General features: G+C 65.0%; 16 protein-coding genes. 2 read left to right on the top strand and 14 right to left on the bottom strand.

Annotated features, from left to right (window positions below):
• Positions 1-162 precede the first annotated feature (162 nt).
• The 12 genes from amoC to METLW4_RS27720 all read right to left on the bottom strand — a co-directional run bounded on the left by amoC (position 163) and on the right by METLW4_RS27720 (position 9,632).
• Positions 163-942 (bottom strand): bacterial ammonia monooxygenase, subunit AmoC, encoded by a 780-nt coding sequence (amoC, locus tag METLW4_RS0107725; RefSeq protein ID WP_018265633.1) that lies wholly within the window; start codon positions 940-942, stop codon positions 163-165.
• A 172-nt stretch (positions 943-1,114) separates the two neighbouring features.
• Positions 1,115-1,555 carry a DUF1178 family protein gene (locus METLW4_RS0107715; protein WP_018265631.1) on the bottom strand — a complete coding sequence of 147 codons (441 nt, stop codon included), beginning with the start codon at positions 1,553-1,555 and terminating at the stop codon, positions 1,115-1,117.
• Positions 1,552-1,824 carry a glutaredoxin 3 gene (gene grxC, locus METLW4_RS0107710; RefSeq protein ID WP_018265630.1) on the bottom strand — a complete coding sequence of 91 codons (273 nt, stop codon included), beginning with the start codon at positions 1,822-1,824 and terminating at the stop codon, positions 1,552-1,554. The genes METLW4_RS0107715 and grxC overlap by 4 nt, the downstream gene beginning before the upstream one ends.
• A 70-nt stretch (positions 1,825-1,894) precedes the next feature.
• Complete coding sequence (locus METLW4_RS0107705; RefSeq protein WP_018265629.1) at positions 1,895-2,647, bottom strand: ComF family protein; 753 nt, start codon at positions 2,645-2,647, stop codon at positions 1,895-1,897.
• A gap of 3 nt (positions 2,648-2,650) precedes the next feature.
• On the bottom strand, positions 2,651-4,519 hold the full coding sequence (locus METLW4_RS0107700; RefSeq protein WP_018265628.1) for a potassium transporter Kup: 1,869 nt from the start codon (positions 4,517-4,519) through the stop codon (positions 2,651-2,653).
• 18 nt (positions 4,520-4,537) lie between these two features.
• Positions 4,538-5,110 (bottom strand): pyridoxamine 5'-phosphate oxidase family protein, encoded by a 573-nt coding sequence (locus tag METLW4_RS0107695; RefSeq protein ID WP_018265627.1) that lies wholly within the window; start codon positions 5,108-5,110, stop codon positions 4,538-4,540.
• Between the two features lie 28 nt (positions 5,111-5,138).
• A complete protein-coding gene (locus tag METLW4_RS0107690) occupies positions 5,139-6,311 on the bottom strand; it encodes a CobW family GTP-binding protein (RefSeq protein ID WP_018265626.1) in 1,173 nt (390 codons plus the stop codon).
• 7 nt (positions 6,312-6,318) lie between these two features.
• Entirely contained in the window at positions 6,319-7,890 is a 1,572-nt protein-coding gene (locus METLW4_RS0107685; RefSeq protein ID WP_018265625.1) for a D-alanyl-D-alanine carboxypeptidase family protein, read from the bottom strand.
• Positions 7,891-8,130: 240 nt separating this feature from the next.
• Positions 8,131-8,505 (bottom strand): hypothetical protein, encoded by a 375-nt coding sequence (locus METLW4_RS0107680; RefSeq protein WP_018265624.1) that lies wholly within the window; start codon positions 8,503-8,505, stop codon positions 8,131-8,133.
• Positions 8,506-8,531: 26 nt separating this feature from the next.
• On the bottom strand, positions 8,532-8,924 hold the full coding sequence (locus METLW4_RS0107675; protein ID WP_018265623.1) for an energy transducer TonB: 393 nt from the start codon (positions 8,922-8,924) through the stop codon (positions 8,532-8,534).
• Positions 8,925-9,053: 129 nt separating this feature from the next.
• Positions 9,054-9,362 (bottom strand): hypothetical protein, encoded by a 309-nt coding sequence (locus tag METLW4_RS0107670; RefSeq protein WP_018265622.1) that lies wholly within the window; start codon positions 9,360-9,362, stop codon positions 9,054-9,056.
• 69 nt (positions 9,363-9,431) lie between these two features.
• Positions 9,432-9,632, bottom strand: coding sequence for a hypothetical protein (locus tag METLW4_RS27720; RefSeq protein WP_157234980.1), 201 nt, complete (start codon positions 9,630-9,632; stop codon positions 9,432-9,434).
• Between the two features lie 313 nt (positions 9,633-9,945).
• Here METLW4_RS27720 and METLW4_RS24335 point away from each other — a divergent pair, with 313 nt between their 5' ends.
• A complete protein-coding gene (locus METLW4_RS24335) occupies positions 9,946-10,599 on the top strand; it encodes a hypothetical protein (RefSeq protein WP_018265620.1) in 654 nt (217 codons plus the stop codon).
• Between the two features lie 54 nt (positions 10,600-10,653).
• Here METLW4_RS24335 and proS read toward each other — a convergent pair whose 3' ends face one another.
• Positions 10,654-12,201: a proline--tRNA ligase gene (gene proS, locus METLW4_RS0107655; RefSeq protein ID WP_018265619.1), complete on the bottom strand. Its 1,548-nt coding sequence runs from the start codon at positions 12,199-12,201 to the stop codon at positions 10,654-10,656.
• 180 nt (positions 12,202-12,381) lie between these two features.
• Here proS and METLW4_RS0107650 point away from each other — a divergent pair, with 180 nt between their 5' ends.
• On the top strand, positions 12,382-13,587 hold the full coding sequence (locus tag METLW4_RS0107650; protein WP_157234978.1) for an acyltransferase family protein: 1,206 nt from the start codon (positions 12,382-12,384) through the stop codon (positions 13,585-13,587).
• 14 nt (positions 13,588-13,601) lie between these two features.
• Here METLW4_RS0107650 and METLW4_RS0107645 read toward each other — a convergent pair whose 3' ends face one another.
• On the bottom strand, positions 13,602-13,799 hold the full coding sequence (locus METLW4_RS0107645; RefSeq protein ID WP_018265617.1) for a hypothetical protein: 198 nt from the start codon (positions 13,797-13,799) through the stop codon (positions 13,602-13,604).
• Positions 13,800-13,893 lie beyond the last annotated feature (94 nt).

The following is a 13,893-nucleotide window of genomic DNA, read 5'->3' as shown; positions in this document are numbered from 1 at the left end:
GCTGTGGCTCGCTTCGCTGGCGTCGGCTCTCGGCCATTTCCGCCCTATAACGGCGTCGCCGCGAGAATCAGCGGCCCGAGAGGCAATCAGACGAAATTGAAAGCGAACGAGCCGCCCCTCGATCGAGGGGCGGCTGCTTGGCGTCGGATGCTGTCGGGCGCGTCAGTCGATGATCGCCTTCACGCCGTCTTCGCCGAGCAGGCGTTTCATGTTCAGCAGAATTTGCGCGGTCACGCCGAACACGGCGAGCGCCATCCAGCCGAAGAACACGAAGCCCCAGTGCAAGGGAGCGACGAACAGCTCCTCCATGAACCAGAAAGTGTGGCCCCATTCGTTCAGTCCGACATTCGGAATGATCATGAACGGGCCGATCGTCAGGATCAGAAAGGCCAGCGAATAGCCCTTGGAGAAATAGGGCAGCCTGGTCTTGGCGTAGAAGAACGAGCCGACGCCGACGATCGAGTAGATCGGATAGCTCAGATAGAACTCGATGATATGGCTGGGCGTGAAGTCGGTGTCGCGGATCACCGTCATGTGCCAGGTGCCGTCTTGTTCCGTGAAGAAGCTCGCGCCGAAGTAGATCGCTATGCCATAGACGACGAGCCATTGCGCGAGGCACACCCAGCGGCGCAATTCTTCGCGCGTGCTCAGCGCCGCCATGTCGCGCGTGCGCGTCTTCCACAAATAGCCGGCGAGGCCGAGGCCGGTGATCAGCTCCAGCGGAATCTCGGTCCAGAGCATCGTCAGCCAATAGGTCTGGAATTCCGGGGCGAAGGAGTCGAGACCGGCGCGCCAGCCATAAATCTGCTCATAGATTCGAATGAACAGATAGAAGGCGACGAGTCCGCCGGCGGCGATCCACATTGGCTTCAGATCGACGATGACGACGTCGGCGCTGTCGGTCGCGCCGGCTTTGCCGGCTGCTTCTGTCGTTAGACTCATGTTTTTCTCCTCGAGCTCGGCTTCGCGTCTCGGTGTTTCGCAAAGCCCGGCTCAAAGGGATAAGAGTCGTATTCTCAAAGAGAAAGTGCAGATTATTCATTGGGATATGACGGAATTTCAGCGGCGCTCGACATAGAGAAGCGCCCGCGGCGCTATTCGTCGAGGAAGAGCCTCAGTGGCTGTCGTCGGGCGGGCCGGGGAGCGGCAGGATTTCTATGCCCTCCTCGAGCAGCGCCTTGGCTTCCTCGAAGCTGGCGCGTCCGCGAATGGGGCGGTTCTCGGCCTCGCCGTCCTGCATCCGCCGCGCCTCGTCGGGGAAGCGGTCGCCGACGTCTTCCGTCGCGGCGACGACATTTTGGCGTAGCTCCTGGATCATCGCCCGCAGCGCCGCATGGCGCTCGTCCAGCAGAGCGGGGAGGCTCGCCTCGCGCTCACGCTCGCGTGACGAGCGGCGGGCGACATGTGGGGCCATGATCGCCTTGGCGACCTGCGTCGAATGACAGAAAGGGCAGCTGACAGCCCCCGCGGCGGCTTGCGCGTCATAGGCTTCGCTGTCGCGAAACCAGCTTTCGAATTCATGTCCTTCCGAGCAGATCAGCCGGTAGAGGATCACGGCGCCGGCTCGCCCGCGGCGAGCAGCGGGTCGAGCTCGCCGGCGCCGTCCAGAGCGTAGAGATCGTCGCAGCCGCCGATCGGCCGGCCGTCGATGAAAATCTGCGGCACAGTGGTCCGGCCTTCGGCCAGCCGGCTCATCTCGGCGCGCTTTTGCGCGTCGCCGTCGACGGAAATCTCTTCATAGGCTGCGCCTTTCACGTCGAGCAGCTGCTTGGCGGCGCGGCAATAGGGGCAGGTTCTCGTGGTGTAGATGACGATCTGCGGCATGACGGTTCCGTGACCTTTCGCGCGCTCTTATAAGCGCTTCCGGCGCATGGCTGCAACGGAGGCCTTCGCTTCAGCTCTGGCCGACGACGCGGGCGTAGACCAGCACGTCGACGCGCGTCGCCCGCGCCCGCAGCAAGACGCGGGCCGCGGCGTTGGCCGTCGCGCCGGAGGTCAGCACATCGTCGACGAGCACGATGTTGCGGCCTTCGATTTCTGGCTTTTTCTCCTCGCGCAGGCGGAAGGCGCCCTGCATGTTCGCCGCGCGCTGGCCGCGCGTCAGCCCCACTTGCGGCGGCGTCGGCTTCACGCGCTCCAGCGCCAGCGCCTCCACCGGAACGGCGCTCTCTCGCGCGATCACATGGGCGAGCGCCGCCGATTGGTTGAAGCGCCGCGACAGCAGCCGCATTCTGTGCAGCGGTATGGGAACCAGCAGATCGGCGTCCGAAAGGATCTCGGCGCCGGCGCGCGCCATCCAGCGGCCGAGCGGCTCGGCGAGTTCCAGCCGATCGTAATATTTCAGCCTGTGGGCGAGGCTGCGGGCGCGGTCGCTGTCATAGCGCACGACGGCTCGCGCCCGCGTGAAGACGGGCGGATCGGCGGCGGCCTCCAGCGAGATCATGCCGGGGCCGAAATCGCGCTCGAAGGGCGTGCCCAGCCGCTCGCAATAGGGCTGCTCGATAAAGCCCATCTCGCCCCAGCAGCGCGGGCAGAGCGCGCCATGGCTCGCCACCGCCCGGCGGCAGACGAGGCAGACGGGCGGATAGACGATGTCGAGCAGGCGCGCGCCTAGGCTGCCGATGAGGCCGGCGGCGCGCCCCAGCATGGCTCAGACCTCGACTTGGCCGCCGAGCTCGACGACGCGGCCGGAGGGGATTTGGAAAAATTCCGTCGCCGGCAGCGCGTTACGGTGCATGAATTGGAAAATGTGGATGCGCAGCCTCCGCCAGCGCGAGCGCCCGAGCGGCGTCACGGTGAGCCGGCCGACGAAGAAGGAGGTGTTCATCATATTGAAGGTCAGCGGGCTCGATATGGTGTCGAGCATCAAGGCGCAGGGAATGTTCGGCTGCTCCATGAAGCCGTAGTTCAGCTCCATCGCATAGAAATGATCGTCGAGGGACTGGGTCTCGACGCGCCGTGCGCGATCGGCGCGCGGCGTGTTGGCGGTGGCCACATGCAGCAGCACGATATGCTCATGCAGGACCTTATTGTGCTTGAGATTATGCAGCAGCGCGACCGGCACGACGTCTGTGCGGCTGGTCAGATAGACGGCGACGCCGTCGACGCGCGGCTTGCCGTGGAATTTGGCGACGAAATCGGCGATCGGAAACGTGTCGCGCTCGAGCGCCTTGCGCATGGCCTCGAAGCCCTCGCTCCAGCAGCTCATCAGGAAGAAGAGGATGGCGGCGACGACGAGAGGAATCCAGCCGCCCTCGAAGAATTTGATGAGATTGGCGGCGACGAAGGCGACGTCCACGACGAGAAACAGGCCGCCGACCAAAAGGGCGAGCGGCAGGCTCCAGCGCCAGATTGAGCGCATGGCGATGAACATCAGCGCCGTCGTCAGCAGCATGGTCAGCGAGACCGCGATGCCGAAGGCGGCCGCGAGATTCTCCGAGGAACGAAAGGCGAGGGTGAGGACCAGAGTGAGCGCCATCAGCGTCCAATTGACGAAGCCGACATAGATCTGGCCGTAGCTCTGCGCCGAGGTCTGCGTGATGGCGAGGCGCGGCGACAGGCCGAGCTGGATCGCCTGCCGCGCCATGGAGAAAGCGCCGGTGACGATGGCCTGGCTCGCGATGACGGTGGCGACGGTGGCCAGAGCGACCAGCGGCAATTGCAGCGGGGCAGGGCAGAGATCGAAGAAAGGATTCTCCGTCACGGAGCCCTCGACGAGCAGCGCCGTCTGGCCGGCGTAGACGAGGACGAGCGACGGCAGCACCAGCCCGTACCAGGCGAGGCGAATGGGTCGCCGCCCGAAATGGCCCATATCCGCATAGAGCGCCTCGGCGCCGGTGGCGCAGAGAAACACGGCGCCGAGCAGCAGAAATCCCTCGAAGCCATGGGTGAAGAGATAATGCAGCCCGACGCGCGGATCGACGGCGGCGAGAACGCTCGGATGCGCGACCACGCCGCGCGCGCCGAGGATCGCTATCGAGACGAACCAGAGCGCCATCACCGGGCCGAAGAGGCGCGAGATGCGCTCCGTGCCCTGCGGCTGCAGGGCGAACAGGCCGATGAGCACGACGATGGAGAGCGGGACCACATAGGGCGCGAGCGCGGGCAGGGGCGCCTTCAGCCCCTCGAGCGCGCTCAGCACCGAGATCGCCGGCGTGATCGCGCCATCGCCGAACAGCAGCGCCGCGCCCAGCATTCCGATCGCGATGATCGCCGGATGGCGCCCGTGCTTCATGCCGAGCAGAGACATGAGCGCGAGAATGCCGCCCTCGCCGTCATTGTCGGCGCGCATGATGACGGCGACATATTTGATCGAGGTGACGATGATCAAGGTCCAGACGATCAGCGACAACATGCCGAGCGCTGTCTCGGCGCCCACATGCCCGCCGGACCAGTCCATCGCCGTCTTGATCGTGTAGAGGGGGCTGGTGCCGATGTCGCCGAAAACGACGCCGAGGGCGCCGAGCGTCAAGGCTTTCACGCCGGTCTCGCCGGCGTGCGTCGCAGTCGAATTCGTCATGTGAGTTTCGCCTCGCGCCTATTCGGCGACCAGATCTTCATTCTCGAACAGGCCGGTGGGCAGCCCGTCTATGCTCTGCTGGTTCTTTTCCCGGCGATAGGCGTCGAGCGCCTGCTCGCCTTTCGACACGGCCCAGCGGTCGAGCCCGTCGCGCTCGCCGGCGTAATCATAGAGCGGCACGGCGAAGCCGCAGGACGTCTGCACGGATTGGACGTCGATCAGGATCATCTGCCGTGCGCCCGGCGGCTCCGTCCCGCCGAAGGCGGAGCGCAGCAGCCGCGCATACTCCGCGCCGCCGCGCGCCAGCGCCCGGCCGCGGCCATAGAGGCGCAGGATCAGCGGCGCGCCGTCGAGCGCGCAGAACATGAAGGTGAGGCGCCCGTCTGCTCGCATATGCGCCGCCGTCTCATTGCCGCTGCCGGTGCGGTCGATATAGACGGCGGTCCGCTCGTCGATGAGGCGCAGCGTATCGGCGCTCTTGGGCGAGACGTTCACGCGCGAGGCGGGCGCGGCGGAGGCGACGAAGAAGAGCTTCTGCTTCTCGATGAAGTCGCGATGCTGCGGCTCGATCGATGCGAAGAATTTGCTCATGACGCGCGATTCCGATGCTTGCCCCGCGTCAGCCTAGCAGGCCGGCGTTTTTGGGGGCAAGCGGATTATCCTGCAGCGCGGCGGCGTCCGGCGTGTCCGGCGCCGGAATTCCCGCGACGGCGGCGTAGAGCTTCTCGACGAAGGACGGGTCCAAATCCTTGACGATGAAGACGAGCCGCGTGCGTCGATCGGCGTCCGGCCAGGCGGCGAGGCGATGCGGCGGATGGAAGACGTGCTGCACGCCATGCACGGCCACGGGCCGCTCGAGATCGTCGGTGAGGCCGACGATTCCCTTCACGCGCAAGAGATGCGGACCATGCGCCTGCCGCAATATCTCGACGAACATGTCGAAAGCCTGCGGGCCGAGCGGCGCGTCGCTCGTGACGCAGAAGGCGCGAATATGCGCGTCGTGACGATTCACGTCCTGATGCGTATGACCGTGGTGGTCATGATCGTGATGATCGTGATCGTGATGATGGTGATGCGCCTCGTGCGCCGCCGCGACCGCCTCGTCGTTCAGCCATTTGGCGACCTGCGGAATCTTGCCGGAGGCGTCATAGAGCCCGCAGTCGAGCAGAGCGGCGGGGCTCGCCTCTCCCGCCGCGGCGATGAGCCGGCGCGCCGCCGGATTGAGCCGCGCCAGGCGCTGATCGAGCGCCTCTAGCCGGGCGGCGCCCTCGGGGAGGTCAGTCTTGGCGATGACCAGCCGATCGGCGACGGCGGCCTGCTTCACCGCCTCCTCATGCGCGTCCAGCGTCGCGGCGCCATTCACAGCGTCGACCAGCGTGACCACGCCGTCCAGCCGATAGCGCAGCGCGAGATAGGGATGCGACATGATGGTGTGGAGAATAGGCGCCGGATCGGCGAGCCCTGTCGTCTCCAGCACGACGCGCCGGAACGGGCGAATGCGGCCATTGTCGAGCTTGCGCAGCGCGTCCTCGAGCGCCGCGACGAGATCGCCGCGGATCGAGCAGCAGATGCAGCCTGAGCTCATGACGATCATGTCGCCTTCGACATTCTCGACCAGCAGATGATCTATGCCGACCTCGCCGAACTCATTGATGAGCACGAGCGTGTCGGCGAGCTCCGGCGAGGCGAGCAGGCGATTGAGCAGAGACGTCTTGCCGGCGCCCAGAAAGCCGGTGAGGATCGTCAGCGGAATGGGCGGCGGCGGACGACGCGGCTCGGAACGCTCGGTCATTGGCGAATCACTGCTCATTGTCTTGGCGCGGCGGGGCGTGATCGCCGATCGCATGCTTATCGTTCTTGGCGGAGACGCTCTTGCCCGGAGCCTTCGCCGCCGCCTTGGCGGCCGGGGCCTTCGCCGGAGCTTTGGCGGGAGCCTTCGCCGATGTTTTGGCGGCGACATTCTTGCCTTGCGCCGGCTTGCCCTGCGCTGGCTTGGCGTGCGCGGGCTTCGCCGTCTTCGCGGGCTTTTCCGTCGCCTCCGCCTCGATGGCGGCGTCCTCCTGCGGCGGCGCTTTCGCCTTGGCTGTCTTCTTCTGCGCCGGCGCATGCGCGGCCTTTGCCGCCGCCTTGCGGCCATGGCGCATGGAGAGCGCATCGGGCGCGGGGCGGCTTATCGGCGAGGCGGCGGCGGCCGGCGGCTCATGGGCGTAGGCGGTGACGGTCGAGGGCGAGCCGACCGGCGTTCCAGGATCGCGCACGCCGGCGACCGGCCCCTCATAGCCGGGAGCGCGACCGAGATAAACAGGCGTCGGCTCGAAGCGCGCGCGGGGCAGGGCGGCGATGGTCTTGACGTTCACCTGATCGGTCGAGCCGTTCTCGCGCGGAATGGCGACATTCATATCCTCGACCTCGGCCATATATTCGGCGTTGGCCTTGCCGCGATGGCGGCACACGCTGTCGCGCATGTCCGGCGCCTGGCCGACGCCGAAGGTCGGCAGGGACGTCGCCGAGCCCGAAGGCGAGCCGGTCATGAAGGCGCGGTCCAGCAGCGAGGCCGCCTTGGCCGTGCGGGCGGCCGCCGTCGGCGCGCCGAGCACCACGGCGATGAGCTTCTGCCCGCCATGGGTGGCGCTGGCGACGAGATTATAGCCGGCCGGGCAGGTGAAGCCGGTCTTCATGCCATCCGCGCCCGGATAACGGCCGAGCAGGCCATTGTGCGTCGGATGGATCTGCCGGCCGAGCTGCATCGCGCCTATGTTGAAAAAGCCCGCGGATTCGGGAAACTCCGTCAGCAGCGCGCGGCCGAGAATGGCGAGATCGCGCGCCGAGGTCACTTGCCGGTCGTCCGGCAGGCCGTTGGGATTGGCCCAATAGGATTCGCGCATGCCGAGCTTGGCCGAGGCGCGGTTCATCTCATCGGCGAAGGCCTCCACCGAGCCGGAGACGCCCTCCGCAATGGTGACGGCTATGTCATTGGCGGATTTAACCATCAGCATGACCAGCGCATTGCGCAGCGTCACCTCCGAGCCGACCGGAAAGCCCATTTTCGACGGCGCCATGGAGAGCGCGCGGGGCGACACGATCATCGGCGTGTCATATTGAATGCGGCCGGAGCGCACCGCGTCCAGCGCCACATAGACGGTCATCAGCTTGGTCAGCGAGGCGGGATACCAGCTCTGGGTCGCCTGCTCCTGCTCGAGGACCTGGCCGCTGGCGACGTCGATGACGACGGAAGGGGCCGCCGACGCCCCCGACGCCGCGACAATGGCGGCGACGGCGAGAAAGCTGCGTAGGGTCGGTTTCGCGCTCATGTTCATCCGATCGGCCTCGACCTCGGCCGTTTTGGCGGCCGCGCGTTCGATTCGAGACATAGTCTCGCTCCAAGGACGGCCCGAATATGGGCCGAATGTGGCGTAAACGCGCTCTGCGCCTCTCCCGTACGTCGAAAAGCGCCGTTATGGACAACGGTTGTTACGCCTTTCGCGATCAAATTTCATTCCAACTGCGGCGAGCCGGCGCAGGCTCGGCGTTGGCCGCCTCCCGCTCGGCATTGTGGCCGCCAATTCCGATCGGGCGGTCGGGGGCGGCTCGCCAGCGGCGCCTGCCAGCGGTCAATGGAAGCGGAAGGTCTGCTCGAAGTCGCGGCAGTCGGTTTCCATGTCGAATGGCGGCGGCGGCAGCTTCAGCGAGGTGATCATGCCCGCCGCGACCAGCGCGCGGGCGTTATTGTCGTAGTTCGCGAAAGAGGCTCTGGTGACATGGCCTCTGAAATCGACGTGGAACTTGATGGTCACTGTTCCACGTCCCAGATTGAGCTTCGGCGCGCGCTCGCGGAGCTGCTGGGTGACGGTCTGTATCCAGGCCTTGTTCTCCGGGGTCGCCATGCAGGCGGCCAGAGTGGGCCGCTCCGAGGGGCCGAAGAGGGATTGCGCCAAGGCCGCCGGCGACGCGCCGATCAGACAAAATACGATGATCGCTCGATACATGATGCGTGGCCTCCCGTCCGCCGGGCTCAAGGATAGAAGAAGCTCTGCGAGAATAAGTGGCATTTGCCGCCGGCCGCCTTGCGGGCCGAGGCCGGGGGAGGCGGCAATTTGAGCGACGAAATCGTGCTCAAGGCGAGGAGCGCCTGCTCGTTATTGCTGGCTTTCACGACATTCGCATCGGCCACTCGGCCGGCGGCGTCGACGCAGAAATGTACGGTCACAGACCCATGTCCGAGCCAGAGGCGCGAGGTGTGCTCTTTCGCCTGACGGGCGATCGTCCTCTTCCATTGCTCATATTCCGCCGAGGCGGCGTCCCGTGCAGGGTCTCCTGTTCCGCCGAGCCCGTCGAAGATCGATTGGGCTGTCGCCGGTTGGGCGAGAACGAGCAGAAAGGCCGAAAAAAACGCCGCCGCTTTCATAAATTCGGTCCTCGAACGAAACATAGCGCCTGGAAATTCGCCGCCCGCGCCTTGTGATCTATGAATATCCGAACGCGTTGCGCGGTCAATAAGGTGAGTGATTTCGTCGAGCGCCGGCCGGTTTTCCCGTCATTCGTTTCGGTCATTTCTCGCGGCGCCGAGCGCGCCTCGCGGCGGGGCGACGCGATTGAGGGCGGTGATCGACAAAAACCCGCCGATCCAGGCGCCGAGCGCGGCGAACAGCACATAGGCCCAGTTGGATGTGTAGCTGATGACCGCGAAAGCGGAGAGCAGATACCACACGCTGCTCCAGCTCGCTGCGGCGACGCGACGGCGTTCGGAAACCGCTGCGTTGAAGAACACATAGACGGCGTCCGTCACGGCGGTCGAGAGGGCGACTCCCGCGGCGATGGCGGGGTCGAAAGGGGGGATGTCCATTGGCGTGGTCTCCGATCGGTCTCGCGGTCGAAAATGGCGCGAAGCGCCTTCGAGGGCGAGACGGCGCCGTCAATGGAAGGAGACGTTCAGCGAGAGCCAGCAGCAGCCGGCGCCGGCCGATCGGGGAGGCGGCGGCACCTCGAGCGACGACATCATGCTCGCGATGATGAGCGCTTGGGCGTCATTGGCGCGCTGGACTTTGACATCATAGACGCGCCCGGAGCGATCGACCCGAAACTCCACCGTCGTCCGCGCATATCCCAAATTCAATCGTGGCGCGTGATCCTCGATCCGACGAAAAACCTCACGTTTCCAAATTTCTAGATTTTGGTCGGTCTTGCTCGCGCCCCCGGAGAGCGGCTGGGACAGCGCCGGGAGGCATAGCATGAGTGTGCAAACCAGCATGATCGCCGCTTTCATTGTGCAATTCCTCGAGAGCAATAATCGTCGAAGTCGCCATTCGCGCTTCCTACTCCAATGTTTATAGTGGCGTATGGCGCAGTCAATGTTTCGAGTCGATGGAACGCAGACACCGGATCGGCGGCGGCCGCGCCGTGACTTCCAATGGCCAACGGAGGCGGCGATGGCCGGAAATTTCATTCGCAGTTTTATTCTGTTCTTGTTTTCGGCCATGCAGGCCGCGGCGGCGCCGTGGGGGCCGCCCTCGGGACAGGCGCCGACCCCGGAATTGACGGCGCGCTGGTGGCAATGGGCCATGATGCATGGCGACAATGGGCCGGTGGCCGATACGACCGGCGCGCGCTGCGCCCTCGGGCAGCAGGCCGACGTTTGGTTTCTGGCGGGAGGGTTTGGTTCGTCGAAGCTGCGGCGAAGTTGTGTCGTGCCGACGGGGACGCCGATATTCTTTCCGCTCGTGAACATGGCTTTCTGGAGGCGACCGGGCATGCTCGGGATGAGTTGCTCGCAAGCGCAAAAGGCCGCGGCCGTCAATAACGACACGGCGATCGAGCTGTTCGCGGAGCTCGATGGAGCGCCTTACCCTATCTCCGAGGCGCATCGCATTCGAACTGCGGATTGTTTCGACATTTTCGCCCGAGTTCCGACCAGCGGGGCGCCCATCGACGGCTATCCGGCGGCGTCAGACGGCTTTTGGCTGATGCTGCATTCGCTCGCGCCGGGACGTCACACGCTGAAATTCGGTGGGCGCTACAAGCATACCGCGATGGATTATGGGCGCATGGTCCAAGACATAGAATATGAGCTGCTGGTTCGCTGACGGGCGACGAGGGGCGGTGGCGGACTACGCTCCGCCGCCCCTCCCGCCCGGCGTTCAATACGCCCGCGCGATCAAAATCTCCTCCACCGCCGGCCGGCCGGTGAAGACGCAGACGCCCTTCGGCGCGCTCTGCTGGAGCGGAATATTGCGCAGCGTCAGCTTCAGCGCCTTCAGCCGCGTCTCCACTTCCTCGAGCTCGGCGCCGGTCGGCCGCGCCCAGGGCGCGCGCACCCAGCCCTTGAAAGCTGCCGCAGCCTCGTCGTCCTCGGCCGCCTTGCCGAAATAATCGGCGATCTCGGCGAAGCTCGTCAGATCGGTGCGGATGTTGGCCTCGAGCCGCGCCTTCGCCTCGGCGAACAGCGCCGCCTGGATTTCCGCGAGCAGGGCAGGGACCGCGCTCACGAATTCCGCGCGCGGCGTCGCGCTGGAGACGATCTTGTCGCCCTCGCGCAGCCGATCGCGGCGGATCAGCGTCACCATGTCATTGGCGGCGTCGCGCGGGCCGATCTCGAGAATGATCGGTGCGCCGCGGCGCACCCAGTCCCAGCGCTTATTGGCGGCGCGCGCCGGCTTCTTGTCGACGATGGCGCGCAAGGGGGCGCCGAGCGCGAAGAGCCCGTCCAGCTCGGCTTTCAGCCGGTCGCAGAAGGCCAGCACCTCGGCGTCCTCGGGCTTCTCGCGCAGCATGGGCACGATCACCACCTGACGCGGGGCGATGGCGGGCGGCAGGCGCAGCCCGTCATCGTCGCCATGCGTCATGATCACGCCGCCGATGAGCCGCGTCGAGACGCCCCAGCTCGTCGTGTGGCAATATTCCAGCTCGCCGCTGGCGCTCTGAAAGCGGATATTCTGCGCATGGGCGAAATTGGTTCCGAGATAATGCGAGGTGCCGGCCTGCAGGGCCTTGCCGTCCTGCATCATCGCTTCGATGGAATAAGTGTTCACGGCGCCGGGGAAGCGCTCATTCTCCGGCTTCTCGCCGGCGATCACCGGCACGGCGAGCACATCCTCGACGATTTGCCGATAGACCTCGAGCATTTTGCGCGTCTCTTCCCGCGCGTCGGCCTCGTCGGCGTGGGCGGTGTGGCCCTCCTGCCAGAGGAACTCGCTCGTCCGCAAGAAGAGCCGCGTGCGCATCTCCCAGCGCACGACATTGGCCCATTGATTGATGAGCACGGGCAAATCGCGATGCGAGGAGACCCAGCGGCGGAAGGCGTCGCCGATGATCGTCTCCGAGGTCGGCCGCACGATCAGCGGCTCCTCGAGCTTGGAGTCGGGGTCGACGACGAGCTTGCCGTCCACCGCCTTCAGCCGATGATGGGTGACGACCGCCATCTCCTTGGCGAAGCCTTCGACATGGCTCGCCTCCTGAGCGATGAAGCTCATGGGGATGAACAGCGGAAAATAGCAATTGTCGTGGCCGGTCTCTTTTATGCGCCGGTCGAGCGCGCCCTGGATCAGCTCCCAGACGCCATAGCCCCAGGGCTTGACGATCATGCAGCCGCGCACCGGGCTCGTCTCGGCCATATCGGCCTCCGAGACGATGGCCTGATACCATTGCGCGAAATTCTCTTCTCTCGTGACCGACAGAGCGCGTTTCATCTTTGCCCTTGGGGATTCGATTCCGGTGTTCGAGCGCAGAGATAGCCCAAGCCCGCCGTCATGGCGAGCGAGGCCGCGCTTTTCTGCCTATTCCGGCGCCGGGCGCGAGCAGGGACGTTGCCTTGCGCCGGCGTTCCGGTCGAAACTCCGCGCCGCGGACAAGAGTCCGGGGAGGGCGCGTTGGTCTATCCATTGGGCATGATCGGCATTGGGATAGGCCTCGCCTATCTCGCCGCCTTCGCTGCGGGCGGCCTCCTCCTTCGCTGCGGCTTTCCGCTTCCCTCGTCGTCCGGGCGGATCGGGCGAATAGATGGTCTGCGAGGTCTGCTGGCGCTCTCGGTGATGATGCATCATTTCGTGATCTGGATGCAGGCGACGAGGCTCGGCGGGAGCTGGGAGCGGCCCACTGTCCTGTTCCTCGAAAATCTCGGCGGCGGCAGCGTGTCGATATTCTTCATGATTACAGGGTTTCTATTTCATCGCGTCGCGCTGGAAGGATTTCACATTTCCAGAATCGCCGCTCTATGGGTCGGCCGTTTCTTCCGCCTGACGCCGATGGTCGCCGCTTCTGTCGTGGCGACATGCCTGATCATTCTGTGGACGCAGGATTATTCCATTCGGCCGGACACGGTTTTCGCGCCGCTGCTGAGCTGGGTGGCGGCCCTCGGCCAGCCTCCGCTTCTTGGCCATGCCGATAGCGGCCGCATAGACGCCTATGTGCTGTGGTCGCTGAAATATGAGTGGGCCTTCTATCTATTCGGCCTGCCGCTGATGGCGATCGCCTATGACCTTCTGCGCGGCAAGGCGCCGAATGCGGCGCTTCCGCTGGCGCTCATTTTTGGCAGCCTGGCGATGGCGCGTCTGACGGCGCTCGATTGGCTCGCGTTTCCGCCCTTATTCGCGATGGGGATGCTGGCCAGCGAGGCGACGAAGCTCGAAAAGGCGCGGATTTGGTCGTCCTCGCGCGGAGGAATGCTGGCGGCGTCGGCCTGCCTGCTCGCGGCCCTGGCTTGCGCGCCCAAGCCTTACGGGACGCCGTGGGATTTTCTTTTCGGACTCTTCTTCGCCTCTGTCGCCTGCGGCAATGACGTCTTCGGTCTTTTGCGGAGGCGGGCGCTTCTGGCGCTCGGAGAATGCTCCTATGGAATATACTTATTCCATGGCGTCATTCTCTTTGTTCTCTTCGATTTCGGGGGGCCCGCGCTCGCGGCGCTCGATACGGCCAGCCTGCCGCTGCTTTTGCCCTTGGTCGCGATCGTCGTCGTGGCGCTGACGGCGGCGACCTTCATCGTGATCGAGAAACCTGGGGTCGCTTTCGGGCGAGCGATTGTCGCTTCGTTTTCGTCCGCGGCCCCGGCGATGTTCGATGATAAGGCGATCGGGTGAAGCTTCGCCGACGCTCAGGCGACGGCGCGAGGCTTCAGCGCTTTCAGCTTCGAATGGAGCTCTAAAATCAATTTCTCATTATTTTGAATAAATTCCGGCGAAAGCATCAGCTGCTCGCGCAATGCGCGCGCCTCGTCGAAGCTGCTCGCGCTGTCCAAATTCACTTCCTGTTCCGGGTCGCGGTCGAGAATGAGGCGATAGCCCCAGAGCAAATGATCTTGTGTCAACGACATGCGCAGCCTCCGTGTATTCTGCCAGCTCAGTATTAGATTTGTGCGGCGCACAAGGTCAACTGCGTTTTTTTCC

The sequence above is a fragment of the Methylosinus sp. LW4 genome, from assembly GCF_000379125.1.
Classification (GTDB): Bacteria; Pseudomonadota; Alphaproteobacteria; order Rhizobiales; family Beijerinckiaceae; genus Methylosinus.
This window is presented reverse-complemented; position numbering and strand designations above follow the sequence as displayed.